Here is a 25,132-nt window from a genome sequence, read left to right as displayed (position 1 = left end):
TGATTGCCGAGGCGCCGGGAGTCGTGGGTCGGCTGATCTCCAGAGAGCTCGGTCGCGCTGGGGCTGGTCGTTGTGGCGGGAGACCATCCGGCGGGGAGGTTTGTGGGTGACGGTGGGGTGAGGGGGTTGGGTGGGGCCAGGTCTATAGGGAGGGCTTGGGTCAGGGCGAGGACGTGGTGGGGCAGGGTTTGGATGGGTGGGTTCGTGAAGAAGGCGGCTGGGAAAGGGGCGGGGTCGGCGGCGGCATGCTGGGTGACGGTGGCGAGGGCCTGGAGATCGGTGGTGGTGGGGTCTCGGTGGAGGGTGGCGTCGGTGAAGACCGGGCGGCCGTCGGCGTCGAACAAGACGTTGTGAGGGTGGATGGCGCCGTGGGTGAGGCCAGAGGTGTGGAGATGAGCCAGGGCGTCGGTGAGCGGGGCGAGGAGGGTGACCAGCTCGCCGTACGTGAGGGGGCCGCGGCGGGTGAGGAGGGCGGCCAGGGTGCCGGCGGCGAGGTGTTGGGTGATCAGGATCCAGCCGGTGTCGGTCTCGCGGTGCTCGAGCAGGCGGGCGACGTGCGGATGCCGGATCCGGGCGAGCATGCTGAGGTCCTCGCGGAGCCGCCGAGGGTCGGGGCACGCGCTGAGCGGGATGTGTTTGAGCACGGCATTGCGGCCGGTGGCGCGGTCCCGGACCTGCCAGACGGTGCCCGACGGTCCGGACCCGAGCTGCCGGCGCAGGCTGTAACCGGTGAGGTCTGCGAGGTCCATGCCCAAGAGGATGCACCGATCGCGACCCCGCCCGTCGAAGTTATCCACAGCCCAGGGCGCAGGCCCTGATCAGGCGGCACCTACACTCGAAGGCGTGAGGGCTATCAGGTACGTGGAAGCCGGTTTCGGTGCCGACGCGGTGGACTACGAGTCCGCGTGGGCCGAGCAGCGACGACTGCACGGGGAGGTTGCCGAGGGCACCGGCTCGGACACGGTGATCCTGCTCGAGCACCCGCCTGTCTACACCGCCGGCAAGCGCACCGAGCCGCACGAGCGGCCGATGGACGGTACGCCGGTGGTGGACGTCGACCGTGGCGGCAAGATCACCTGGCACGGACCGGGGCAACTGGTCGGGTACCCGATCGTGAAGCTCGCCTCACACGTGTACGTCGTCGACTACGTCCGGCGACTCGAGGAGGCTCTGATCGCCGTCTGCGCCGAGCTCGGCGTGAAGACCGGCCGGGTCAAGGGCCGCAGCGGGGCCTGGGTCGCGGCCGACGACCGCGGCCGGGAGCGGAAGATCGCCGCGATCGGCATCCGGGTCGCGCAGGGCGTGACCATGCACGGCTTCGCGCTGAACTGCAACAACGACCTGGCGTGGTTCGACCGGATCGTCCCGTGTGGCATCTCGGACGCCGACGTGACCACCCTGTCCAGGGAGCTGGGGCGCGAGGTCACGATCGCCGAGGTCCTCGAGCCGGTCCGCCGGCACCTCGACGAGCTCCTCGCCTGGAACGAGTACGAGCGCAGCCCGGACATCGACCATCACGAGGAGCCGCCGACCGCGATCACCTACGGGCTGACCGTCTGAGGCTCCAGACCGACCTCCGCGCGCCAGTCGGCGTGCAGAGAGCGCAGCTGGGCCACGACCTCCGGCTGAGCTGACAGCTGGTTGGTCTGCTCGCCGATGTCGTCGGCCAGGTTGGCCAGGAACCAGCCCTCCCCCATGGGCGCATGTTCGTAGTCACGCAGGTGCCTGGTGTTGGCATCGTCCGCGACCCAGCTGAGCTTCCAGTCCCCCGACCGGACCGCCCACTGGAAGCCACAGTCCCAGTGCAGGTTCTCGTGCGCCACGGAGGCGGACCCCGCCAGCACGGGCAGGATGTCGAGGCCGTCGGCGCCCTCAACCGTCGCACCGGCCGCTGCGGCCAGTGTCGGGACCAGGTCCATCGTGCTGACGAGTGCGTCGGTACGGCGTCCGGCCGGCAGTTGGCCGGGCCAGCGCCACAGCATGGGGATGCGGATGCCGCCGTCCCAGAGCGTGTACTTCGTGCCACGCAGCGGAGCGTTGTCGCCGAAGTTGCAGGTCGATCCGCCGTTGTCAGTCACGTACACGACGATCGTGTCGTCGCCCGCTGTGTCGAGTAGCCGGCCGATCTCGGCGTCCATCAGCTCCAGCTGGGCCAGGTAGTACTCGCGCCCGTGCGGCAAGTTCGGCACGATCACGTCGTCGTACCACTCCATGAACGGCCGGTCGGTGTCCGGCGACCAGTCGCGGAACGCCGGCAGGCCGCGCGCCTCCAGTTCGGAGTCCGGGAGCTGCCAGCAGAAGTTGTGTACGGCGTTGAACGCGACCATGCAGAAGTACGGCCGCTCGTCCTCCGCGCTCATGAACTCCGACGCGCGCCGACCGAACTCGGCCGTCAGGAAGCCCTCGTGCTCGACCGGCTCGTCACCGGACAGCAGCGGCTGCACGGCCATGTGGTGCGCGGCGGGCTGACCGTACGACGCGACCGCGTCCTCGGAGTGATGCAGGTAGTTGAGCCGGCCGAACGACTGTCCCGCCAGCCCGTACAGCGTCTCCTCGAAGCCGTGGTGCGGCGGACACGCCCTGTCCCTCACGTCTTCCTTCCCGTAGTGCACCTTGCCGAAGTAGCCGGTCCGGTACCCCTGGTCACGCAGGATCTCCGCCAGCGTCGGTACGTCGGCCGGCGGGAACTCGGCCGAGTCGAACCATTGGCCGCCCCACCGCTGCTGGTACCGCCCGGAGATGATCGACGCCCGCGACGGGCTGCAGATCGGCGCCGTCACGTACGCGTCGGTGCAGGTCACTCCCTCCGCGGCCAGTCTGTCCAGCGCCGGAGTACGGACGTCCGGGTGCACACCAAGGCCGCTGCGATCGGCGTACCCGTGGTCGTCGGAAACGATCAGCAGAATGTTCGGAGCGGGCAACAACTCATCCTCTCGAGAGACGCGCGGCCTGGTCAGCCTTCGCACGGGCATCGGTCGCATCTGGATCCAGCAGCAATCTCAGCTCAGCATCCAGTCGCTGCACCAGAGCCGTCTCACCGGACAGGTCATGGAGCTCCAGCGGGTCCTCGTCAACGGCCGTCGACCATGCCTTGGGCGTGGTACTCCGACAGGACCGGGCGGTCCTGTGGGTCCAACAGCGAATGCCCTGGAAGCTTTGGATCAGCTGCTAGGCCGGCAACGTCCCGGAGGGTGGGAAGGACGTCGACCAGGCTGACGTGAGCGTTGGTGCGGTGCGGTTGGAGCGACGGATGGCGCAGGAGTAGTGGGATGCCTACGGCGGGCTCGTAGAAGCACTGTTTGTGCCAGATGCCGCGGACAGCAGCCGACCGATCTGGTGGTCGAGGTGACTGATCAGGGCCCAGTAACAGACCGTCGCCTCCCGTATCTGCTCCTCAGTCAGCGGCTCGTCATTGCGGAAGCCGTGTCGTAGCAGCGAGATCACCGGGTGCTCGTCGGCTGCTGTTGCGGGTAGCTCGACGTCGGCGGGGTCGTACAGCGCGCGGAACTCCGGTGGTGCGACCAACGGGAAGTGCGGGTGCATGTAGCCGACGTACAGCAGGAACGGGTCCTCGCCCGGGTCGCGCAGGAACTCCACAGCGGCGTCCGTCGCGGCGACATCGTGCGCGGTGTGGACGTGGTGGCCCGGTCCCTGCTCGGTGACGTGAGAGTTGCTCGGGCGTCGCCAGTCCGCGGTACGACGGGGTGGGCGGCCGCTGTGGTCGAGCCAGAAGTCCAGGTCGTCGGTGAGGCGGCGGTCGAAGCCGAGCAAGCGGTCCGGTCCGTTGAAGTGGGTGCGGCCCGCGATCACCGAGGTGTAGCCGGCTTCGCGGAGGTGGTGCGCCCAGGTGCGGTACGACGCGTCCGGGATGACACCGTTGTCCCAGGCCCCGGTCTGGTGCACGTACTGGCCTGCGAGGAGTGAGAGGCGGGACGGCACGCACATGGGGCTGTTCGTGTACGCGCGGTCGTACGAAACGCCATGCGACGCCAGCCGGTCCAAATGCGGTGTCTTGACGTACGGATGGCCGGCCCACCCCGCTGCGGCGGCGGTGTGCTCGTCGGACAGGACAACCAGGATGTTCGGAGGACGGTCCACGCGCCAAGCCTAGGCAAGCGATTGCCGGGTCGGGTGGGGCAGATGTGTCCGGTGTGACGATCCGGGCGGCGCCGAAGTGTCTGCACGGCGTGGCGGCCGAACGTGGCTACCTTGGGCTCGTGGCCAAATTTCTTGGGTTTTTGCTCGGGGTAGCTGTCGCTCTGGCCGGTCCGGCGGTGTTCGGGGTGCTCGCGGCGCCGGGCGGTATCGAGCTGAACGCGAAGGAGATGGCGCTCGCCTACGGCATCGGCGCGCTGATCTTCTGGGCCGTGGTGTCGTACTTCTCCGGCGCCGGCGCGCTGGGGGCGTTCGTCGCCTTCGGCACCTTGGTCTACTGCTGGCTGTGGATCCCGAACCGGACCACGAACTTCCTGAACGACGTCCCCGGCGTCACGAGCGGGATGATCGAGGGGTCGAAGCAGTACACGCTGAACGGCGTGGTGCCGATCCTCGGGGTGATCTCGCTGGTGTACGCGATTCAGCTGATCGTCCAGGGTGTCCAGCGGCGGCGCCGAGAGCGGGCCGACGCCGAGCGGCTGCAGCGCGAGCAGGAAGCCGCGCAGGCGCAGCAGGAGGCGGACGTCGCCGCGGTGTATCCGGTTGCCGGGGGCACCTATCAGGCGCCGGCGGCGTACGAGAGCCACACGCGGTACGACGACCTGTTCGACGAGCCCGAGCCGGTCCAGCCGCGCAACCAGGCCGACGAGCAGACGCGCCAGTTCCCTGTCGGTGCGGCCGAGGAGGCTGAGCACACCCGGCAGTTCCCGGACGCAGATGCCGACAGCAACTACGCCGACGAGACGGTAGTCGCCCACGCCCCGGCCGCCGAGCCCGTCGAGGCGGACGAGCCCGCAGCCCCTCCCCTCGACGAAACCCAGCCGGTGAGCAACACTCCCCACGCAGCTGCCCCAGCCCAGCCGACACAGCCGGCCGACGCCCAGCCTCCGGAAGCCAAGCCGGCGGAAGCCGAGCCGGCGGCAGCACCTTCGGTCGATGAGGCCCGGCCGATGGAGCCGCCCCAGGCAGCTGCGCCGGTCCACCCGGCACAGCCGGCAGACGCCCAGCCTGCAGAAGCCAAGCCGGCGGCAGCGCCTCCGGTCGATGAGGCCCAGCCGATGGAGCCTCCTAAGGCAGCCGCGCCGGACCATCCGGCACGGCCGGCCGATCCCCAGCCTTCAGAGGCCAAGCCGGTAGCGCAGAGCACGCCGGAGGTGCCGGGGGCTGATCAGGCTCAGCCGGACGGAGACAGTCCGGTGGAGGAGAAGGCAGAGCGGGCTGTGGCTCCCAAGGAGCAGATGGGTGCTCAGTATCGGGAGCGGATGGAGGACCCCGAGGACACCGGGGAGTTCCACCTCGCGTTCGAGAACCCCGCAGTACGACCCGCCTGAAACCAGGCGAGGCACCGGCTGAGCTCAGGCGACGTGCATGCGTTGTTGGTGCTGGTCTCGGCGGGCATGTTCGGTGATGGCTTCGTCGTAGGCGGCGGTTGCCATGTGGAGGACGTCGCCGGCCATCTGGGCTCGCGGGGAGTCGGTGCTCCAGGCGAGGATCAGTTTGCGGTGAATCGGGTCGCCGGCCAGGGTGCGGGTGGTGACTTCGGGCGACAGCATCCGGTACGACGTGGGCGAGATCAGCGCCACGCCTTGTCCACTGGTCACGAAGCCCATCAGCACCGACGTGTCGACGGAGTGATGTTCCACGCGCGGCTGGAATCCGGCCGCCTCGCACGCCGCGCGGAACAGTACGTGGAACCCGCTGTCGTCCGGCGGTTCCCCGATCCACTCCTCGTCGCTGAGCGCCGCCAGCTCGATCTCGCCGCGCGTCCGGCATGCGACCGGGTGGTCGGCCGAGAGCGCGACGTACGCCGACTCCGACTCGACGACCGTGGTGGCCTCGACGCCGGCCGGCAGCCGCAGCTCGAAGCCGGGGAACTCGCGCAGCAACGCGAAATCCAGCCGGCCGCTCTCCAGCTGCTGCAGCAGCACGCTGGTCGACCACTCGACCTCGATGCTCACCTGCTCGATCTCGCCGTGCGAGCGGAGCCGGGACGCGATCCCGGACATCGGCGCGGTCGGGAATCCGCCGAGCCGGACAGCCGACGACTCGACCGCGGTCATCGCGGACACCGTCGCCGAGAGGTGGTCGACGTCGACCAGGATGGCGCGGGCCCGATCGACGGCGTACCGGCCGAGCGGGGTGGGTTTGACGCCGGTGCGGGAGCGTTCGAACAGCTCACCGCCGAACGCCGCCTCGATCCGCTTCAGCTGCGCGGTCAGGCTCGGCTGGCTGACCTTGAGCCAGCGGGCGGCCCGTCCGACGGACCCCGCTTCGGCCACCAGGACAACCACCCGCAGATGGCGCAGCTCGACGTTCATGCGTTGAGACCGTAGTCGAGGTCTACGCACAGCACACAGCTGCCCAACATTGCGGTTTCGTCACAGCCGGGCCCGGACCTGTAACGCCGGACCCGGCCGTGACGATTAGCTACGAAGTTTTCAGCGCCAGCGCCTCGCGGTAGCCAAGGCGGCGGCCGGTCTGCAGCAGGGTGCGTTCGTACAGCCGGGCGCCCATCCGGACGATCAGCACGGTGGTGGCGAGCAGCAGCGCGATCGCGACCAGCGGCTGCCAGAGCGGGACGTCCTCGGTGAGCATCCGGCCGGGCATCGACATCGACGACGCGATCGGCACGAACGACGCCACTGTCTTGGCCGACGATCCCGCGAACACGGAGAAGAAGAACGGGATCATCAGGATCATCTGCCCGGGCAGCGTGGTCGACCCGAGGTCCTCCTGCCGCGTCGCCAGCGAACCGGCGACTGCCCACAGCCCGGCCAGCGCGACGAACCCGAGCACGAAGAACACCACGAACCACCCGGCGACCGGCGCGACCACCTCGAGGATGTCGGCCTGGTCGGTGGCCAGCAGCCCGATCAGCGAAACGCCCGCGATCAGCACGATCTGGGACAGCGCGAGCACCGTGTTGCCGAGCACCTTGCCCCACAGCAGCGACCGGATCGGCACCGCGGCGGCGAGGATCTCGACGACGCGGCTCTCCTTCTCCTGGACGACACTCTGCGCGATCATCATGCCGAAGCCGAGCGCGGTCATGTAGAACACCAGCGCCAGCCCGATGTTCACGAAGTCCGACACCACGTCAGGCAGCGGGCCGGGCGTCAGCAACTCCAGCGAGACCTTCGTGCCGGCGTGCAGTTCCGCCGGGCTCAGGCCGGCCTTGGCGGCGTTCGCCTCGGTCCCGACCGCCGCGGCCGCTTCGCGCAGCGCGCCTTCCAGGCTCGAGTCGACGCGGTCCTTGCCGAGGACGACGTACCCGTCGGTGCCCGGCAGCAGCGCGGCCTTCACGTCGCCTTCGGTGACGGCATTCTCGGCGGCCGCGCGGTCGGCGACGCGAGTCGCCTCGAAGCCGTCGCCACCCGCGGTGGTCGAGGCCTGCTGGACCACCTTGACGCCCGAATCGTCGATGACCGCAATCTTGTCCGGGCCGCCCTTGCCCGCGAGCACAGCGGGAATCAGCACTGCCGCGATCACGATCAGCAGCATCACCAGGGTCGAGCCGATGAACGTCTTGTCCCGCAGCTTCGTGGTGATCTCGCGCTCGGCGATCAGCACCCAGGGCCTGTCCAACGAGTTCATCGGGTCGCCTCCCGGAAGACGTCGCTGAGCGCCACCCGCTCCGGCCCGAACTCACGGACCGGTCCACGGCTGAGCGCCTCGTGCAGAATCCGCTGCTCGACAGCACCGTCGAGTACGTCGAACAGCGCCGTACCACCGGCCACGTCGCGCACCTTGATCCCCGGCATGTCCCGCAGCCACCCGGCGTCGCCGTCGACCATCAGGCGGTACGTCGTCGTGGGGCCGGCCGCCAGCTCGGCAACGGCCCCGGCCGCGACGACCTTGCCGCGGGACAGCACGACCAGGTCGTCACACAGCCGCTCGACCAGGTCCAACTGGTGGCTGGAGAACAGCACCGGCACCTCCGGCGTGACCTCCTCGCGGAGCAGGTCGACCATCGCGTCGACGGCGAGCGGGTCCAGGCCGCTGAACGGCTCGTCGAGCACCAGCGCGATCGGCTCGTGCACCAGCGCGGCCGCGATCTGCACCCGCTGCTGGTTGCCCAGCGACAACGTCTCGAGCACATCATTCGCGCGCTCGGCGAGTCCGAGCCGCTCGAGCAGCTTCTCGGTCCGCTCCAAGGCGCGCTCCGCGGAAAGCCCGTGCAGCCGGCCGAAGAACACCAACTGGTCGCGGATCTTCATCTTCGGGTACAGACCGCGTTCCTCGGGCATGTACCCGAAGTCCCGGCGCACCTCCTGGGTCAGCGGTTCGCCCTGCCACCGCACCTGGCCGGCCGTCGCGGCCAGGACGCCGAGGATGATCCGCATCGTGGTCGTCTTCCCGGCCCCGTTGGCCCCGACGAACCCGGTCATCCGTCCCGGTACGACGTCGAAGGTCACGTCGTCCAGCGCCAGATGATCACCGAACCGCCGGGTGAGCCCTTCCACCCTGAGCATGTGTCACCGTTCCCGTTGAGGTTCCGCCGGGCGCTCGCCCGACGCTCCCAAGCTAGTCAGCCCAGGTACGTCGGCACGTCGCCCGTGAGGGTGACGAATCGAGTCATCCGTACGACGGACGAATCATCCGGTCGGATCGTCGCCAGGGGTGACCAGGCCGCACTCGTAGGCGAACACGACGGCCTGGACGCGGTCGCGCAGGCCGAGTTTCAGCAGGACCCGGGAGACGTGGGTCTTGACCGTCGCCTCGCCGACGTACAACTGGGCGGCGATCTCGGTGTTGGTCAGGCCGCGGGCGATCAGCCCGAGCACCTCGCGCTCCCGCTCGGTCAGCTCCGCCAGCAGGTCCGGCCGGTACACCCGCTCTCCCCCGCCGGTGAACCGCTTGATCACCCGCCGGGTCACCTCCGGGGCCAGCAGCGCGTGGCCGGAGTGCACGACCTGGATCGCCTCGACCAGGTCCTCCGGCGCGGTGTTCTTCAGCAGGAAGCCGCTCGCCCCGGCGCCGAGCGACTCGAACAGGTAGTCGTCGCGGTCGAACGTGGTGAGGATCACGACCTTCCCGGCGTCCTCGGCGACGATCCGCTGGGTCGCGGTGATCCCGTCCATCCCGGGCATCTGGACGTCCATCAGGACGACGTCGGGCCGCAGCGCCAGCGCCAGCTCGATCGCCTTCTCGCCGTCGGACGCCTCGCCGACCACCTCGACGTCCGGCTCGACCGACAGGATCATCCGGAAACCGGCGCGGACCAGGTCCTGGTCGTCGACCAGGAGTACCCGCATCGCCTCACTCAACTGTGACTCCAATCAACGGGATCCGGACCCGGACCCGGAATCCTCCCACGGGCCGCGGGCCGATCTCGCTCTCGCCGCCGAGCAGCCCGACCCGCTCCCGGATCCCGACGTGGCCGAGCCGGCTGCCGACCGGCGCGTGCTTGGGGCGGCCGTCGTCGATCACTTCGAGCTCGACCGCGTCGCCGAGGTAACGCAGCGTGAGATGGGCGCTGCGCGCCGTCGAGTGTTTGCGGACGTTCGAGAGCGCTTCCTGGGCGATCCGGTAGACCGACACCGAGACGGTCTTCGGCAGTTCGGCCGGCGCGCCGATCTGGTGGAACCCCACCTCCAGGCCGAGGCCGTTCGCCTCCGCGATCAGCGCCGGCAGCCGGTCCGCGCCGGCCTGCGGCTCCTTGGGGTCCGGCGTACCGACGTCGACGTCCGGGTCCGCCGAGCGGAGCATGCCGAGCAGCTGGCGCATCTCGTTCACCGCGGTCCGGCTGGACTCCTCGATCACGTTCAGGGCGTTCTTCGCGGCGTCCGGGTCGGTGTCCATCACTCGCCGGGCGCCGCCGGCCTGGATGCCGATACTGCTGATGTGGTGCGCGACGACGTCGTGCAGCTCACGCGAGATCCGCAGCCGCTCGTCGATCACCGCGCGCCGCGAGTTCGCCTCCTGCTGCGTGGCCAGCTCGGTCGCCTGCTGCTCGAGCTCGAACCGCTGCCGGGCGGTCGCCCACGCGGTCCGGCCCCAGAAGTACGCCCCGAAGAAGTAGAGGACGTTCAGCACGACCGTCAGGATCACGCTGGAGACGTACGGCGAGAACAGGGCGTGGTTCGGCCCGTCGATCGCGTTGTTCCGCAGCGCCGAGACGAAGTTCACCGCCAGCCAGCCGAACATGCCGATGAACACGACCGTGATCGCGGCCTTCATCAGCCGCCGGTCCTGCGCCCACGCGACGGCGGCGTAGATCGCCATGAACATCGTCGCCTGGGTGACCAGGTTGCCCGCGAACGCGAACGCCGCGCGCTCGCCGTTCACCACGAACAGCACCGCGACCAGCAGCAGCACCGGGATCGGCCAGCGGCGGCGGAAGCACAGCGGCAACGCGGCGGCCGCGCTGAGCACGTACGGCTCCACCCCGCCGATGCCGAGGTCCACGTGCTGCGGCGCCGCGCCACGGGCGAGTTCGGCGCCGAGCAGCCCCGCCAGCGCCATCCCGAGCCCCAGGAGTACGTCGTACCGCTGCTCGCGCGCGGTCGGCACCGGACGTGTCCACATTCTCATCAGCCTACGGGTGGAACGCGCCCGATCCGGGACGCGTACCCTGGAGGGCGTGACCATCGCCCCAGAAGGACGGAAACTGCTCAGGCTCGAGGTGCGCAACGCGGAGACCCCGATCGAGCGCAAACCCGAGTGGATCAAGACCCGCGCCAAGATGGGCCCGGAGTACCAGGCTTTGCAGAAGCTCGTGAAGTCCGAGCAGCTGCACACGGTGTGCCAGGAAGCCGGCTGCCCGAACATCTTCGAGTGCTGGGAGGACCGCGAGGCGACCTTCCTGATCGGCGGCGACCAGTGCACCCGGCGCTGTGACTTCTGCCAGATCGACACCGGCAAGCCGGAGGCGCTGGACCGCGACGAGCCGCGCCGCGTGGCCGAGTCGGTGCGCACCATGGGCCTGCGGTACGCGACCGTGACCGGCGTCGCCCGCGACGACCTGGACGACGGCGGCGCCTGGCTGTACGCCGAGACGATCCGCCAGATCCACGAGCTGAACCCGGGCACCGGCGTGGAGATGCTCGCGCCGGACTTCAACGCCGTCCCCGAGCAGCTCGCCGAGGTGTTCTCGTCCCGGCCGGAGGTGTTCGCGCACAACGTCGAGACGGTGCCGCGGATCTTCCGCCGGATCCGCCCCGGGTTCCGCTACGAGCGCTCGCTGGACGTCATCACCCAGGCCCGCGACTACGGGCTGGTCACCAAGTCGAACCTGATCCTCGGCATGGGCGAGACCCGCGACGAGGTCAGCCAGGCGCTGAAGGACCTGCACGCGGCCGGCTGCGAGATCATCACGATCACGCAGTACCTGCGGCCGTCGGTGCGGCACCACCCGGTCGAGCGCTGGGTGCGGCCCGAGGAGTTCGTGGAGCTGGACGCCGAGGCGCAGGAGATCGGTTTCGCCGGGGTCATGTCCGGTCCGCTGGTACGGTCCTCGTACCGTGCCGGGCGGCTGTACCGTCAGGCCGTTGAGTCACGTATGAACAACCAGGACAGGTAGAGCAGGTAGAGATGGCCAAGAACGACGCGCCCGAAGAGAAGACCAGCCGGCTGAAGCAGATCCGGTCGGCGTACCAGCTGACCAAGAAGTCCGAGCCGCTCGTCGGCCTGGTGCTGGCCGGGATCTTCCTCGGCATCGTCGGGCTCGCCGTGCTCGGCGGGTTCCTGGTCGGGCCGCTGCTGGTGTGGATCCCGCTCGGTGTCGCGCTGGGCTTCCTGGCCGCGACCATCGTCTTCGGCCGCAAGGTCGAGAAGGCGGCGTACAGCCAGATCGAGGGCCAGGCCGGTGCGGCCGCCTCCGCGCTGCAGACGCTGCGCCGCGGCTGGAACGTGGCCCCGGCCGTCGCGGTCACCAAGAACTCCGACATCGTCCACCGGGTGGTCGGCCGACCGGGCATCATCCTGGTCGGCGAGGGTCAGCCGAGCCGGGTGAAGAACCTGCTCGCGGCCGAGGCCAAGAAGCACAACCGGGTGGCCGGCGGCGCCCCGGTCACGCAGATCGTCGCCGGTCAGGGCGAGGGCGAGATCGACATCCGCAAGCTGACCAAGTACGTCATGAAGCTGCCGGCGGTCCTGCAGCCTTCCGAGATCACCGACCTGCTGCAGCGGCTGAAGGCGCTGGACGCGGTCCGGCCGCAGGTGCCGATGCCCAAGGGCCCGGTCCCGACCAGCCTGAAGGGCGCCCGCCAGGCGATGCGCGGACGGTGACCACAAGGTAACCAAGCTGCATGCTCGGCAGTTGATCTGTTCAGAGATGCGCCGTGGGGAGGCTGGTTGCCCTTAGGGTGCGACCAGGACGGATTACAGGGGAACAGCTGAAATGACGGATCTGATGCCGCGTGCGCAGCGTGCCGTGCACGAGCCGGTGGCCGAGACCTGGCCGACGCTGGCCCGGCCGCGCTCCAATCCGGTCCGTCGGTACGGCGCGGCGACGGCGATCCGGATGGTCGCCAAGGACCTGCCGGCCACGATCCACCTGGACAGCAACCGTTCCTACGGTCTCGGCGGCCCGTCGATGCGCGTGCACCGGACGGCGGCGTTCCTGGACCGGCTCGGGCAGGACGCCGGATCCGGGTTCGGCGAGGCGTACCTGGCCGGCGACTGGGACCCGGAGCCGGGCACCGACCTGGCCGATCTGCTCGTCCCGTTCGCCGAGCGGTTCAGCAACGAGGAGACCCGGCACCTGCTGCCGAAGTGGGCGCAGTCCCTGCGCTGGCTGGTCACGAAGTCCCAGCCGGGCGAGCAGGACAACGACCGCGCCGGCGCCCGCGAGAACATCAGCCGGCACTACGACCTCAGCAACGCGATGTTCTCGGAGTTCCTGGATCCGACGCTGACCTACTCGGCGGCGTACTTCCCCGACGCGACAGCCGACCTGGCCACCGCGTCGTACGACGAACTCACCGACGCGCAACTTCGCAAGCTGGACGCGATCCTCGACGCCGCCGGGGTGCGGTCCGGGTCCCGGGTGCTCGACATCGGGTGCGGCTGGGCGAGCCTGGCGATCCGCGCGGCCCAGCGCGGCGCGTGGGTGACGGCGATCACGATCGCCGCCCAGCAGGCGTTGCTGGCGCAGCGCCGGATCGCCGACGCGGGCGTCGGGGACCGGGTGCAGGTCGCGCTGCGTGACTACCGCGACCAGATCGGCGAGTTCGACGCCGTGCTGAGCGTGGAGATGATCGAGGCGGTCGGCGAGAAGTACTGGCCGGTCTACTTCGACGCGATCGAGCGCCGGCTCGCGCCCGGCGGCGTCGGCGTCGTCCAGGCGATCGTGATGCCGCACGAGCGGATGCTCGCCACCCGGAACACCTTCACCTGGGTGCAGAAGTACATCTTCCCCGGCGGCCTGATCCCGTCGATCAAGGTGATCGAGGACGTCACCGCCCAGCACACCGGCCTGCGCGCCGAGGTGATCCGGCATCTCGGCGCCGACTACGCGCGCACCCTGCGGATCTGGCGGAACCGGTTCATCGAGCGCTGGCCGGCGATCGCGGCGCTCGGCTTCGACGACACGTTCCGGCGGATGTGGGAGTTCTATCTCGCCTACTCCGAGGCCGGGTTCCGGACCGGCTACCTGGACGACGTCCAACTGCTGCTGACGCGGCGCTAGCGGCGTACGACGATCGTCTTCGCGGCGAGGTCGTGCAGGCCGCGCCGGTCGCGGTCGAAGACCACCGCGGGGATGACCAGGCAGATCAGCAGCGACCGGACGATCCCGGCCAGCAGTCCGGGCGGGGCGACGAACGTCTTGCCGGCGCGGACCGGGCGCACCTGCAGCCCGCAGATCCGGTGGCCGATCGTGCAGCCGAGCAGACCGGTCAGGATCGCGGTCGTCCCGAAGAAGACCGCCGTGTTGATCGAGCCGTAGTTCGGGCCGCCGTCCCAGATCGGGCGGGCGGTGATCACGGACGTGATCAGGGCCGCGATCAGCCAGTCGATGAGCAGCGCGAGCACCCGGCGGCCCCAGGTCGCCGCCGAGGCCGGGCCGTCCTCGGGCAGACCCAGCCGATTGCCCGGGTAACGGAATTCTTCGGTGGGCCCGGTTGCGGCCGCCGGGGATGATGCCATGATGTCTAGCCTACGGACACGTCGTGAGCGGTCCCACGCGGGCCGCGATATCTCACGCCGTAACCGCCGTACACCAGTGGGTCAGCGCGGACACGCTGGGCGTAACATCCGCGAAACATCAGGGTCATGACGGAGAAACCGGCGGGCCCTACGTTCAGATGCAATCTCTGAGCCACCCTAGGAGTACGTATGTTTTCCAGCGCTGAGGAGCTCCTCGCCTACGTCAAGAACGAGGGCGTCGAGATCGTCGACGTCCGGTTCTGCGACCTGCCGGGCATCATGCAGCACTTCACCGTCCCGGTGTCGTCCTTCGGGCCCGAGGTCTTCGAGGACGGCCTGGCGTTCGACGGTTCGTCGGTCCGCGGTTTCCAGCAGATCCACGAGTCCGACATGAAGCTGCTGCCGGACCCGACCAGCGCGTACATCGACGAGTTCCGCACCGCGAAGACGCTGGTGATCAACTTCTTCGTGCACGACCCGCTGACCGGCGAGGCGTACAGCCGCGACCCGCGCAACATCGCCCGCAAGGCGCAGGAGTACCTGAAGTCGACCGGGATCGCCGACACCGCGTTCTTCGCGCCGGAGGCCGAGTTCTACGTCTTCGACGACGTCCGGTTCGAGACCAAGGCGAACGGCGCGCACTACTCGATCGACTCCGTCGCCGGCGCCTGGAACACCGGCCGGGTTGAGGACGGCGGCAACCGCGGCTACAAGGTCCGCTACAAGGGTGGCTACTTCCCGGTCGCGCCGACCGACCACTTCGGCGAGCTGCGCGACGACATCACGCTGGCGCTGGAGCGGTCCGGACTGATCGTCGAGCGCGCCCACCACGAGGTCGGCACGGCGGGCCAGGCGGAGATCAACTTCCGCTTCGACGAGCTGCTCAAGGCCGCCGACGACGTGATGAAGTTCAAGTACATCGTGAAGAACAAGGCGTGGGAGGCCGGCAAGACCGCGACCTTCATGCCGAAGCCGATCTTCGGTGACAACGGCTCCGGCATGCACTGCCACCAGTCGCTGTGGAGCAACGGCGACCCGCTGTTCTACGACGAGTCCGGGTACGGCGGCCTGTCCGACACCGCCCGCTGGTACATCGGCGGTCTGCTCAAGCACGCCCCGTCGCTGCTGGCCTTCACCAACCCGACGGTGAACTCCTACCACCGCCTGGTGCCGGGCTTCGAGGCACCGGTCAACCTGGTCTACTCGTCCCGGAACCGTTCGGCCTGCATCCGGATCCCGATCACCGGGTCGAACCCGAAGGCGAAGCGGATCGAGTTCCGCTGCCCCGACCCGTCGGCGAACCCGTACCTGGCCTTCGCGGCCCAGCTGCTGGCCGGTCTGGACGGTATCCGCAACAAGATCGAGCCGGCCGACCCGGTCGACAAGGACCTGTACGAGCTGCCGCCGGAGGAGCACGCGGGCATCGCCCAGGTGCCGACCTCGCTGCCGGCCGTGATCGACGCCCTCGAGGCCGACCACGCCTTCCTGCTCGAGGGCGACGTCTTCACCGAGGACCTGATCGAGACCTGGATCGACCTCAAGCGCGAGCAGGAAATCGCCCCGATCCAGCTCCGCCCGCACCCGCACGAGTTCGAGCTGTACTACGACGTCTGAGTTGTAGCTCCCGAGAAGCCCACCCGGTCCGTCCGGGTGGGCTTCTTCGTGTTTCAGGGGTCGTTCTGCGTTGGCGTGTGGGTCCTTGGACTCTGGGGTGACAGCGATCCGGCTTCGTATCGTGGAGGGTCCCGGCGGACGACTGATGAGGGGGTTCGGGACATGTGTCGATGGCTTGCCTACTTGGGAGAACCCCTCAGACCGTCCAGGCTGGTCCTGGACTCGCAACATTCGCTGGTCGCACAGTCGCTCGACTCGCCGTTGGGCGCGGAGACGGTGAACGGTGACGGGTTCGGGTTCGGTTGGTACCCGGCCGATCCGGAGCCGGGTGCGGAGCCCGGGATCTTCCACAGCATCGAGCCCGCGTGGAACGACCAGAACCTCAGGGAGTTGACCCGGGCGGTCGAGTCGTCGCTGTTCTTCAGTCATGTGCGCGCCGCGGCCGGCCCGCCGATCCAGCAGACGAACTGCCATCCCTTCCGGTACGCGAACTGGCTCTTCATGCACAACGGCGTGCTGGCCGGCTTCGGTTCGGTCAAGCGTGACCTCACGTTCGCAGTGGATCCGTCGCTGTATCCCCACATCAAGGGGACGACCGACTCCGAGGTGCTCTTCCATCTGGCGTTGACCCTCGGGCTGCAGCAGGAGCCGGTGAGCGCCATGTCGAAGGCGGTGCAGATGGTGGAGTCAGTCGGGCACGAGCATGGAGTCACCTTTCCTGTGCAGGGCACTGTCGCCGTGTCGGACGGCAAGACCATCTGGGCGTTTCGCTACTCCTCGCAGCATCGCAGCCGCACCCTGTTCCACTCGGTCGACATCGAGACACTGCAGCAGATGTACCCCACCGAGGAGCGCCTGCGCTCCTTCGGCCGGCACGCACACGTCGTGGTGTCGGAGCCGCTCAACGATCTTCCCGGCGCGTTCGTCGAGGTCCCCGAGTCGACCGTCGCGATCCTCGACCAGTCGGGCTACCACCACGAACCGTTCCTTGCCCAGTGACGCCCGGCGCCGCAGCGTCAGGCGAAGGACTGGGTGCCGATCACGCGGAGCAGTTCCAGTTTTTCGCGGGCCTCGGTGCCTTCGATCGGGACGAAGGCCCGGATCCGGAGGTCTGCCTCGGGGGTGAGCAGGAGCTCGCAGGTCAGGTCGAGGGTGCCGACCTCGGGGTGCAGGATGCGCTTGCTGGCGAGGCGGCAGACGGCGACCCGGTGCAGCTCCCACAGGTCGCGGAACTCCTGGCTGCGGTCGAGGAGCGCGTCGACCAGTTCGGTGACGTCGCGGTCGCCGTTGCGGCGGGCGTGGGTGGCGCGGAGATCGGCGACGTGGGCGGCCGAATGGGCGTCCCAGTCCTCCTCGGGGAACAGCCGCCGGGTGCCGGGTTCGGTGAACCACGCCCAGGTGAGGTTCCGGCCGGCTCCGCCGCCGAGCACGACGTCGGCCAGGTGGTTCTGCCAGAGCACCTCTTCGATGTCGGTGGTGATCGCGACCGGGATGTCGTCGAGCCGCTGGACCAGCCCGATCAGGCCGGGGTTGATGTGCCGCCCGGCGCGGCGCAGCGGCGGCGTGAATCCGGCCAGGTGGTACAGGTGGTCGCGCTCGTCCAGGTCACAGCGCAGCGCGCGGGCCAGGCCGGCGACGATCGGCTCCGACGGGTTCGCGCCGCGGGACTGCTCCAGCCGCGAGTAGTAGTCCGTGGACATCCCGGCCAGCTGCGCGACCTCCTCGCGGCGCAGTCCCGGCGTACGGCGGCGTGCGCCCTCCGGGAGGCCGACGTCGGCGGGCCGCAGCACCTCGCGGCGGCGTCGGAGGAAGTCGGCCAGGGCGTCACGATCGATCACACGTTCCATCTTGCGTGATGCCTCAAGCGCTATCCAGGGACAACCTGTCCGTGGATGAAGTGGGCCTTCTCCCCCGCCGCCGGCGCCGCCAGGGTTGGAGACAACCCAAGGAGGAACACCCCATGCTTTACCGCACGCTCGGCCGGACCGGAATCAAGGTCAGCCCGTACGCCCTCGGCGCGATGATGTTCGGTGCCGTCGGCAACGACGACCGTGACGAGTCGGTCCGGATCGTCCACAAGGCGCTCGACGCCGGGATCAACTTCGTCGACACCGCCGACATGTACTCCCACGGCGAGTCCGAGGAGATTGTCGGCGAGGCGCTCAAGGGCCGCCGTCAGCACGTCGTCCTGGCCACCAAGTCGCATCTGCCGATGGGTGACGACCCCAACCAGCGCGGCAACTCGCGGCGCTGGATCATGACCGCCGTCGAGGACTCGCTGCGCCGGTTGCGGACCGACTACATCGACCTGTTCCAGATGCACCGGCCCGATCCGGAGACCGACGTCGAGGAGACGCTGTCCGCGCTGACCGACCTGATCCGCAGCGGAAAGGTCCGGGCCATCGGTACGTCGACCATGCCGGCGAGCGAGATCGTCGAGGCGCAGTGGGTGGCCGAACGGCGCGGTCTCGAACGGTTCCGCACCGAGCAGCCGCCGTACTCGATCCTGAACCGCGGGATCGAGCGCGAGGTGCTCCCGATGGTTCAGAAGTACGGGATGGGTGCTCTGGTCTGGAGCCCGCTCGCGGGTGGGCAGCTGACCGGGCGGGCGCCTTCGGACCTGCGGCGGACGGCGATGTTCCGGCACATGTCCGACCAGCGCCGCCTCGACGCCGTCGAGCAGCTGGTCCCGGTCGCCGACGCCGCCGGGCTCAAACTCACGCATCTGGCGATGGCGTTCGCGATCGCGCACCCGGCGGTCACGTCCGCGATCATCGGGCCGCGGACGATGGAGCACCTCGACGACGCGCTGGCCGGAGCCGACGTCGTCCTCGGCGACGACGTGCTCGACCAGATCGACAAGATCGTCCCGCCGGGCACCGACGTCGGCCGCCTCGACATGGACTACAACACTCCCGCGATCCTCGACGCGGGCCTGCGGCGCCGGAACCTCGGCGACCGGCCGGCGGCCTAGCGGCCGGCGGCGGTTCCCCGCTGTCCCTGGTCCTGGCACTCCCAGGGACAGCGGGACCTGGTTGGTCCGGTCGCGATCGCGGATCCTCGGTGGTGGGACCACTGAAAGGACTGTTGCCATGAGCAAGCTCGCTCTCGTCACCGGAGCCACCTCCGGTATCGGCCGGGCGTTCGCCGACCGTCTCGCGGCCGACGGCTACGACCTGATCGCCGTCGGCCGCAACACCGACCGTCTCGACCAGCTCGTCGAGGCCCGGCCGGACGTGAAGATCTCGCCGGTGGCCGCCGACCTCTCGACCCTCGACGGCATCCGGGCGGTCGCCGACCTGGCCGCCGCCGAACCCGTCGACCTGCTGGTGAACAACGCCGGCGTCGCGCACTACATGCCGCTCGCCGAGCTGCCCGCGGACAAGGCGGCGGAGCTGGTGATGGTCAAGGTTCTCGCTCCCACCCTGCTGACCCGGGCCGTGGTCGGCGGGATGCAGCAGCGCGGCAGCGGAGCGATCGTCAACGTGGGCGGGATGATCGCGTTCAGCGGACCGGCGCCGAGCACCGTGATGCCGCGGCGCGCCGTGTACGCCGGCGCGCTCGCGGACCTGCTCGCCTTCTCCCAGACGCTGAGCGCGGAGCTGGAAGGCACCGGCGTCGCGGTGCAGGCGCTGCTTCCCGGTGTCGTCGCCACCGAGTTCCACACGCGTCAGGGCCTGGACCTCAGCGCGATCCCACGGATGAGCGCCGAGGACGTCGTCACGGCGAGCCTCCGCGGCCTGGAGCTCGGCGAGACGGTCACGGCTCCGGGAGTCGAGGACGTGAGCCTCCTGGAGACCGTGTTCGCCGCGGACCTGGCCGCGTTCGGCGGCCAGAGCCCGCAGGTGGCGACTCGCTACCGAGACTGAATCAGTTGTACGCCGCCGTCACGTGGTAGACGCGGCCGCCCCAGCCGTCGTCCGGGAACGAGTCCGAGATGCGTACGTACCCGGCCTTGTCGGCGCCGAGGTGCGGCGTCAGGTCGAAGGTCCGGACGGCCTTGTTCTCGCCGTCGTGGTACGGGGTCGTCTCGGTCGCCACCGTGGTCCAGTTCTGCCCGTCGCCGCTGACCTGGACGACGAACTGGTTGTCGATGGTCAGCGCCACGGACGCCGACGTCGCGTCGGACGGGAACGGGAACCGGTAGACGAAGTACGAGTGCCCATCGGCGAACCGGTTCTGGACTCCGTTGCTCTGCGACCCATCGGCGTCCCACAGCCACGGGGTCTCGGCCGCCGTACCGGTGTCGAAGTCGGCGGTGTGTGCGATCAAGATGTCGGACCGGGTGCTGTACGACAGCTGGGATCCGGACGTCACCGTCGCGGTCACCGAATGCAGACCGTCGGCCGTCCCCGCGGGGATCGTGACGTCGAGCTCGACCGACGTCTGCACCGGCACGGCGTTGCCGCGCGTCCGCAGCGTCACGGTGGAACGAGCCGGCGTTACCGTCCAGCCGGACGGAGCGGTCGCCTGGACGACGGCCTGGAGCTGGTCGCCGACCGGGCCGGTGGCTTGGACGTCGACCTTGACCTTCACGTGCGTCCCGCTGCCGGTGGCAGGCATCACCACGGGCAGGGCGGGATCGGTCGTCGCGGACAACGACCGCGTCGGCGGCGTGGCCGGTACGGCGGCGAGCAGGGCGCTCAGCGCACTGGCCTGGGTCCGCCAGTCGAAGACGTTCGGGGTCGCGCCGGACCACCGCTCACCCAGCCGGTCGGAGGCGTCGCGGTCGTTGTTCCAGACCGTGGCGGCCTGCTGTGCCACGAAGTCGGTGTAGCGACGGTCGCGCGTGGTATCCGCGAGATCCATCCAGTAGCGCATGAAGATGCCCTTGAACTGCTTGCCGTTGTCGTCGCACGTGCGGCCAGGGACGTCGCAGGCCTCGGTCAGAACCCCGTCGGTCACCAGTCCGCCGGGAGCGATCGCAGCGTCGGCCAACCGCCGTACCGTGGTCAGCAGTTTCGGGTCGCGGGTCGCGCGGTAGAGCTCCAGACCGGCACCGATCGCGAGGCCCTGGTTGTAGCTCCAGACCGTGTCGCCGTTGCTCTCGCAGTTGCTCCGCAGGCCGTCGTTGACGAGGCCGGCCGAGTTGATCATGCCGCTGCCGGTGAACCAGGTCCAGCCTTCTTGCGCGCGGCCGAGCCAGCGCTTGTCGCCGGGCATCCGGTTGTGCAGCTCGGCGGTGAGGCGGATCCACAGGCCGTTGGTGACGGCGTTCTTGTAGGTGCGCTCACCGTCCCACCACACGCCGCCGCCGCACGAGCTCGGGTCCCAGTAGCCCTCGACGTACTCGGCGATCGTGACCGCCATGTCGAGGTACTTGCGGTTCTTGGTCAGGTCGTACGCCTGGATCCAGGTCAGGCCCCACCACTCGGAGTCGTCGATGGCGCGGCTGGTGAAGTTCCCGAGCAGCGGGTCACCGGACAGGTACCCGGCCGGGAAGGCGCCCTTGTCCTTCTCGAACGTGTTGTCCAGCTGCCCCAGGTAGCGCCGGTCGCCCGTGCGCTGCATGTAGTCGCCGATGGTCTGCAACGCGACCGCGGAGTTCCACCAGCTGGACGGGAACCAGGCCTTGTTCGGCTCGTACGAGCTCATCAGCTGGTCCGCGGCGACCCGGGCGCGGGCGACCGCGGTCGCTCCGTCGGCGGCGCCCGTGGCGCCCGCGGACTGTGGGGCGAGGGCCGCGGCGAGCAGGATCGCCCCGGCCGTGAGTACCTTCAGAATCTGCACACGACGATTCACGCGCTCTCCTCGAGATGCTTCGTGGCGGCTCGGCGCACCGAGGTTTGGAAACGTTTCATCAAGCTTCGAGGCAGTATCGTCGTCGCCCCAGACAACGATGTCAATGGTGAGTGTCAGGCCAGGATCGCGGCAATCTCGTCCAGCTGCTCCGCCGCGAGCGCGCCCCTCCAGTGTCGACCAGCACGCGAGACACACAAAGTCTAGTAAATGACTGAACTTAAACTGCTTCGCATGACCTTCCTGTGGTACATCCCGAACCAGGTCGGCCCCGGGCACCGTGGGGACGACGCCGTCCAGGGACACAACAGCATCGAGCGGCTGACCGAGCTGGCCCGGCTCACCGAGGAGCACGGGTGGTCGGGTGCGCTGATCGGCACCGGGTGGGGCCGGCCGGACACGTTCACCGTCGCGACCGCACTCGCCGCGCGGACCACGACGTTCCAGCCGCTGGCCGCGATCCGGCCCGGATACTGGCATCCCGCGCATTTCGCGTCCGCGGCGAGCACGCTCGACCAGCTCACCGGCGGGCGGCTGCTGATCAACATCGTCTCCGGCCAGGACAATCTCGCGGCGTACGGCGACAGTGAGGGCGACCAGCCGCAACGGTACGCCCGGACCAAGGAGTTCCTCCAACTGGTCCGGCGGTTGTGGACCGAACAGGACGTGACGTTCACCGGCGAGTACTTCTCCGTCACCGGCTCGACGGTCGCGACGCGGCCCGTCGTACGGGAAGGGCGGCCGCATCCCCGGCTGTACTTCGGCGGCGCGTCGGACGCGGCGCAACGGGTCGCCGCGACGGAGGCCGACGTCCAGCTGTTCTGGGGCGAGCCGCTGGACGGCGTCGCCGGGCGGATCGCCCGGCTGCGCTCACTGGAGCAGGAGCTCGGTCGCGAGCATGCGCCGCTCGAGTTCGGGTTGCGCATCACGACGCTGGTTCGGGACACGACCGATCAGGCCTGGGCCGACGCCGAGGCGAAGGTCGCCGAGATGGCCGAGAAGCAGGGCTCGCGGGACCGCCGCTGGTTCAAGGCGGTCGGCCAGCAACGCCTCCTCGACCTGACCGAACGCGGCGAGGTCCTCGACGACAACCTCTACACCGCCCCGGCCAAGTACGGCGGCGGCGGCGCCGGCACCACGTGGCTCGTCGGCTCCCCCGACGACGTCGCCAAGTCCCTGCGCAGATACCGCGACCTCGGCATCACCCACTTCATCCTCTCCGACACCCCGTACCGCGAGGAAACCGCCCGCATCGGCGACCAACTGCTGCCGCTGCTCGCCTGAGATGGTCCCCCGGGCTGAAAGGATGTGCTCCATCGCTTGACGGGTGCGTGCCGGCCGTGATCGGTTGATTACCGAGCGCCAACCGCGGGTATGTGGCGTTGTGAGGCATGTGAGGAGCACTGATGGTCGATTACCTGCCCCGGTCCGCATGGAACGCGCGGCCGCCCAACGGCGGGCCGGGAAACCTGACCGTGTCGCGAGTCGAAGGTGCGGTCATCCACTGGCCGGGCACCGGATCGACGTCGGTCATCCACACCAAGGCCGCGGTCGCGTCCGCGTTGCGCGGGTGGCAGGACTACCACATGGACACCCGCGGCTGGTCGGACATCGCGTACCAGGTCGCCGTCGACCAGGCCGGCCGGGCCTGGACGCTGCGCGGCCTGCGGACCCAGTCCGGCGCCAACGGCGACACCGACGTGAACGAGCGGTACGGCGCGATCCTGCTGATCCTGGTCACCGGGGAGCAGCCGTCGGCCGCGATGAAGGCGACCACCCGCGCGGTGATCGCCGACTTCCGCAGAATCTATCCCCGCGGTACGGCGATCCGGCCGCACTCCGCGGTCCGCCCGGAGCCCACCGACTGCCCCGGCGACCCCGCCCGCGCCGCGATCGCCCGCGGCGAATTCACCCCTGGCCACTCGGAGGACGACGACATGACCCCGGCGCAGATGCAGGAACTGAAGAACTTCATCGAGGCCCGGACACAGGCCTACGCGCTCTGGGTCCACAAGCAGCTGCGCCGCGACCTGTCCGCGGTGGTGAAGGCGTACGCGCTCGACATCAAGAACTACGAGCGCCAGACCGACGCCGCCGACGCCGCCCGGGCCGCCGCCGCGGTCTGGGCGACCGCCCCGAACAGCCTGCAGACCAACGGCGAGGCTCCGGCTGCTCCGGAGCAGCCGGCCGCGCCGGACCCGAACGTCGATCCGGAGCTCAACCTCCCCGACCTCGACCCGTTCCCGGACGCCCCGGCCGAGGATGCCGCCGACGCGTCCAAGTAGCAGACCTTCCCCGATCAGGTCCTGCCGCGGTTGTCGGCGGGACCTGGTTGGGTGTCGGGATGGACCTCAAGCAACTGTCGGAGCGGCTCGAGAAGATCTCGGTCGGGTACGGCGAGCGCCTCGGCTTCGACCGTGACCCGGACTGGTTCCTGCTCAAGCTCCAGGAGGAGGTCGGCGAGCTCACGCAGGCCTACCTCCAGCACACCGGCCGAGCCCGCGCCAAAGGCGCGACACCGGACGGCATCCGGGACACGTTCCACCAAGAGTTCGCAGACGTACTGTGCCAGTTGCTGCTCTTCGCGCGCCGGCACGACGTGGATCTGCCACGCGAGATCGAGCGGAAGTGGCTGGTCTACGAAGCCTGACGCGGAGGACGGGCGTTCCAGACCAGGGCGGCGGTCAGCGCGACCGTCACCACCGCGTCGGCCGCCAGGCTCAGCGCGATCGGGGCCTGGAAGAACGTATCCAGGAACATGACCACGGCGTAGCCGATCGGCCAGGTCAACGTGCCGATCAGCTTCCAGATCGGCGTCCAGCGGTCGGACATCCAGAGCATGCTCACGCCGATCACCCAGCCGAACACGGCCAGCAGGCTCGCTTCGAGCAGGTACGGCGCGACCAGCAGCAGCCCAACGGCGACGAAGTCCCACGGGCGTAGTCGCGGCGGGATCTCGACCCGCACCAAGCCGTCGGTGGCGGCGGTAACGATCTCGCTGGGCCGGCCGAGCGACGTCAGCACCTCGCGGATCTCGTCCTCGGACGCGGCACCCGCCGCGCGCGCCTCGGCGATGTGGGCCCGCACGTCGGCGAGCAGCTCGTCGCGCCTTCCGGCCGGCAGTTCCGCGGCCTCCGTGGCCAGCTCGTTCAGGTAAGCGTCGACCAGGCGATCGCTGTCCAATTCCCTGTTCATCCCCGTCTCCCACTCTCCAGGATCGCGTCGACCGAGGCGCAGAACCGTTGCCAGTCCGCCGTGAACGCGGCCAGTGCCTGGCTGCCCTCGGCCGTCGATGTGTAGTACCGCCGCGGCGGCCCGGACTCGGACTCGCGCCAGCTCGTCTCCACCAGGCCTTCCCGTCGCAGCCGGGCCAGCAGTGGATAGATCGTGCCTTCGGTCGTCACCAGACCGTCGACCTCGCCCAGCGCCTTCACCAACTCGAAACCGTAACGGGGCTCTCCCTGCAACAGCGCCAGTACGCAGAACTCCAGCGTCCCGCGGCGCAGTTGCGTGAAGACCTTCTCCGCTACCATGC

Annotated in this window: 24 protein-coding genes and 1 pseudogene; 12 read left to right on the top strand and 13 right to left on the bottom strand. The window is 69.4% G+C overall.

The window, feature by feature from the left end:
• Positions 1-335: 335 nt before the first annotated feature.
• Positions 336-749 (bottom strand): annotated as a pseudogene (locus AB0I12_RS22480) (protein kinase); the annotation flags it as partial.
• A 94-nt stretch (positions 750-843) separates the two neighbouring features.
• Here AB0I12_RS22480 and lipB point away from each other — a divergent pair.
• Complete coding sequence (gene lipB, locus AB0I12_RS22475) at positions 844-1,560, top strand: lipoyl(octanoyl) transferase LipB (RefSeq protein ID WP_359932905.1); 717 nt, start codon at positions 844-846, stop codon at positions 1,558-1,560.
• Here lipB and AB0I12_RS22470 read toward each other — a convergent pair.
• A complete protein-coding gene (locus AB0I12_RS22470; protein WP_359932902.1) occupies positions 1,542-2,921 on the bottom strand; it encodes a sulfatase-like hydrolase/transferase in 1,380 nt (459 codons plus the stop codon). The genes lipB and AB0I12_RS22470 overlap by 19 nt on opposite strands.
• A 352-nt stretch (positions 2,922-3,273) precedes the next feature.
• Positions 3,274-4,098: a sulfatase-like hydrolase/transferase gene (locus AB0I12_RS22465; protein ID WP_359932898.1), complete on the bottom strand. Its 825-nt coding sequence runs from the start codon at positions 4,096-4,098 to the stop codon at positions 3,274-3,276.
• Between the two features lie 119 nt (positions 4,099-4,217).
• Between AB0I12_RS22465 and AB0I12_RS22460 the strand changes: the two genes are divergently transcribed.
• Positions 4,218-5,486: a hypothetical protein gene (locus tag AB0I12_RS22460; protein WP_359932895.1), complete on the top strand. Its 1,269-nt coding sequence runs from the start codon at positions 4,218-4,220 to the stop codon at positions 5,484-5,486.
• Positions 5,487-5,510: 24 nt separating this feature from the next.
• On the opposite strand, the gene AB0I12_RS22455 is transcribed toward AB0I12_RS22460, so the two are convergent.
• The 5 genes from AB0I12_RS22455 to AB0I12_RS22435 all read right to left on the bottom strand — a co-directional run bounded on the left by AB0I12_RS22455 (position 5,511) and on the right by AB0I12_RS22435 (position 10,683).
• Entirely contained in the window at positions 5,511-6,473 is a 963-nt protein-coding gene (locus AB0I12_RS22455) for a LysR family transcriptional regulator (protein ID WP_359932892.1), read from the bottom strand.
• Between the two features lie 109 nt (positions 6,474-6,582).
• Complete coding sequence (locus AB0I12_RS22450; protein WP_359932889.1) at positions 6,583-7,749, bottom strand: ABC transporter permease; 1,167 nt, start codon at positions 7,747-7,749, stop codon at positions 6,583-6,585.
• Positions 7,746-8,627: an ATP-binding cassette domain-containing protein gene (locus AB0I12_RS22445; protein WP_359932886.1), complete on the bottom strand. Its 882-nt coding sequence runs from the start codon at positions 8,625-8,627 to the stop codon at positions 7,746-7,748. The genes AB0I12_RS22450 and AB0I12_RS22445 overlap by 4 nt, the downstream gene beginning before the upstream one ends.
• Before the next feature lie 123 nt (positions 8,628-8,750).
• Entirely contained in the window at positions 8,751-9,410 is a 660-nt protein-coding gene (locus tag AB0I12_RS22440; RefSeq protein WP_359932883.1) for a response regulator transcription factor, read from the bottom strand.
• 4 nt (positions 9,411-9,414) lie between these two features.
• Positions 9,415-10,683, bottom strand: coding sequence for a sensor histidine kinase (locus tag AB0I12_RS22435; protein WP_359932880.1), 1,269 nt, complete (start codon positions 10,681-10,683; stop codon positions 9,415-9,417).
• 55 nt (positions 10,684-10,738) lie between these two features.
• On the opposite strand from AB0I12_RS22435, the gene lipA reads away from it, so the two are divergent.
• The 3 genes from lipA (at position 10,739) to AB0I12_RS22420 (ending at position 13,786) form a co-directional block, all read left to right on the top strand.
• Entirely contained in the window at positions 10,739-11,677 is a 939-nt protein-coding gene (gene lipA, locus AB0I12_RS22430; protein WP_355688566.1) for a lipoyl synthase, read from the top strand.
• Positions 11,678-11,688: 11 nt separating this feature from the next.
• Positions 11,689-12,384, top strand: coding sequence for a DUF4191 domain-containing protein (locus tag AB0I12_RS22425; protein WP_355688567.1), 696 nt, complete (start codon positions 11,689-11,691; stop codon positions 12,382-12,384).
• A gap of 112 nt (positions 12,385-12,496) precedes the next feature.
• Positions 12,497-13,786, top strand: a complete 1,290-nt coding sequence (locus AB0I12_RS22420; RefSeq protein WP_359932875.1) for a cyclopropane-fatty-acyl-phospholipid synthase family protein — start codon at positions 12,497-12,499, stop codon at positions 13,784-13,786.
• Here AB0I12_RS22420 and AB0I12_RS22415 read toward each other — a convergent pair.
• Positions 13,783-14,244, bottom strand: coding sequence for an RDD family protein (locus AB0I12_RS22415; protein ID WP_359932872.1), 462 nt, complete (start codon positions 14,242-14,244; stop codon positions 13,783-13,785). The two genes, AB0I12_RS22420 and AB0I12_RS22415, sit on opposite strands and share 4 nt — an antisense overlap.
• A 189-nt stretch (positions 14,245-14,433) precedes the next feature.
• On the opposite strand from AB0I12_RS22415, the gene glnA reads away from it, so the two are divergent.
• Positions 14,434-15,858, top strand: a complete 1,425-nt coding sequence (glnA, locus tag AB0I12_RS22410) for a type I glutamate--ammonia ligase (protein ID WP_359932869.1) — start codon at positions 14,434-14,436, stop codon at positions 15,856-15,858.
• Between the two features lie 183 nt (positions 15,859-16,041).
• Positions 16,042-16,857: a class II glutamine amidotransferase gene (locus AB0I12_RS22405; protein WP_359932866.1), complete on the top strand. Its 816-nt coding sequence runs from the start codon at positions 16,042-16,044 to the stop codon at positions 16,855-16,857.
• Positions 16,858-16,874: 17 nt separating this feature from the next.
• On the opposite strand, the gene AB0I12_RS22400 is transcribed toward AB0I12_RS22405, so the two are convergent.
• Positions 16,875-17,705: a helix-turn-helix transcriptional regulator gene (locus tag AB0I12_RS22400; RefSeq protein WP_359932863.1), complete on the bottom strand. Its 831-nt coding sequence runs from the start codon at positions 17,703-17,705 to the stop codon at positions 16,875-16,877.
• A gap of 113 nt (positions 17,706-17,818) precedes the next feature.
• On the opposite strand from AB0I12_RS22400, the gene AB0I12_RS22395 reads away from it, so the two are divergent.
• The gene (locus tag AB0I12_RS22395) at positions 17,819-18,832 is read left to right on the top strand and encodes an aldo/keto reductase (protein ID WP_359932860.1); all 1,014 of its coding nucleotides are present in this window, start codon (positions 17,819-17,821) and stop codon (positions 18,830-18,832) included.
• 118 nt (positions 18,833-18,950) lie between these two features.
• A complete protein-coding gene (locus AB0I12_RS22390; protein WP_359932858.1) occupies positions 18,951-19,727 on the top strand; it encodes an SDR family NAD(P)-dependent oxidoreductase in 777 nt (258 codons plus the stop codon).
• 1 nt (position 19,728) lies between these two features.
• On the opposite strand, the gene AB0I12_RS22385 is transcribed toward AB0I12_RS22390, so the two are convergent.
• Positions 19,729-21,600, bottom strand: coding sequence for a glycoside hydrolase family 76 protein (locus AB0I12_RS22385; RefSeq protein WP_359932855.1), 1,872 nt, complete (start codon positions 21,598-21,600; stop codon positions 19,729-19,731).
• A gap of 231 nt (positions 21,601-21,831) precedes the next feature.
• Here AB0I12_RS22385 and AB0I12_RS22380 point away from each other — a divergent pair, with 231 nt between their 5' ends.
• From AB0I12_RS22380 to AB0I12_RS22370, 3 genes are all read left to right on the top strand, one after another.
• Positions 21,832-22,881 carry an LLM class flavin-dependent oxidoreductase gene (locus AB0I12_RS22380; protein WP_359932852.1) on the top strand — a complete coding sequence of 350 codons (1,050 nt, stop codon included), beginning with the start codon at positions 21,832-21,834 and terminating at the stop codon, positions 22,879-22,881.
• A gap of 122 nt (positions 22,882-23,003) precedes the next feature.
• Positions 23,004-23,882: a peptidoglycan recognition family protein gene (locus tag AB0I12_RS22375; RefSeq protein ID WP_359932849.1), complete on the top strand. Its 879-nt coding sequence runs from the start codon at positions 23,004-23,006 to the stop codon at positions 23,880-23,882.
• Between the two features lie 59 nt (positions 23,883-23,941).
• Complete coding sequence (locus AB0I12_RS22370) at positions 23,942-24,247, top strand: pyrophosphatase (RefSeq protein ID WP_359932846.1); 306 nt, start codon at positions 23,942-23,944, stop codon at positions 24,245-24,247.
• Here the strand turns inward: AB0I12_RS22370 and AB0I12_RS22365 are convergent.
• Both AB0I12_RS22365 and AB0I12_RS22360 read right to left on the bottom strand, forming a co-directional pair.
• A complete protein-coding gene (locus tag AB0I12_RS22365) occupies positions 24,235-24,792 on the bottom strand; it encodes a hypothetical protein (protein ID WP_359932843.1) in 558 nt (185 codons plus the stop codon). The genes AB0I12_RS22370 and AB0I12_RS22365 overlap by 13 nt on opposite strands.
• Positions 24,789-25,130 (bottom strand): PadR family transcriptional regulator, encoded by a 342-nt coding sequence (locus AB0I12_RS22360; RefSeq protein WP_133781728.1) that lies wholly within the window; start codon positions 25,128-25,130, stop codon positions 24,789-24,791. Before AB0I12_RS22360 ends, AB0I12_RS22365 begins: the two co-directional genes overlap by 4 nt.
• Positions 25,131-25,132 lie beyond the last annotated feature (2 nt).

Source organism: Kribbella sp. NPDC050459 (assembly GCF_040655315.1).
GTDB lineage: Bacteria > Actinomycetota > Actinomycetes > Propionibacteriales > Kribbellaceae > Kribbella.
This window is presented reverse-complemented; position numbering and strand designations above follow the sequence as displayed.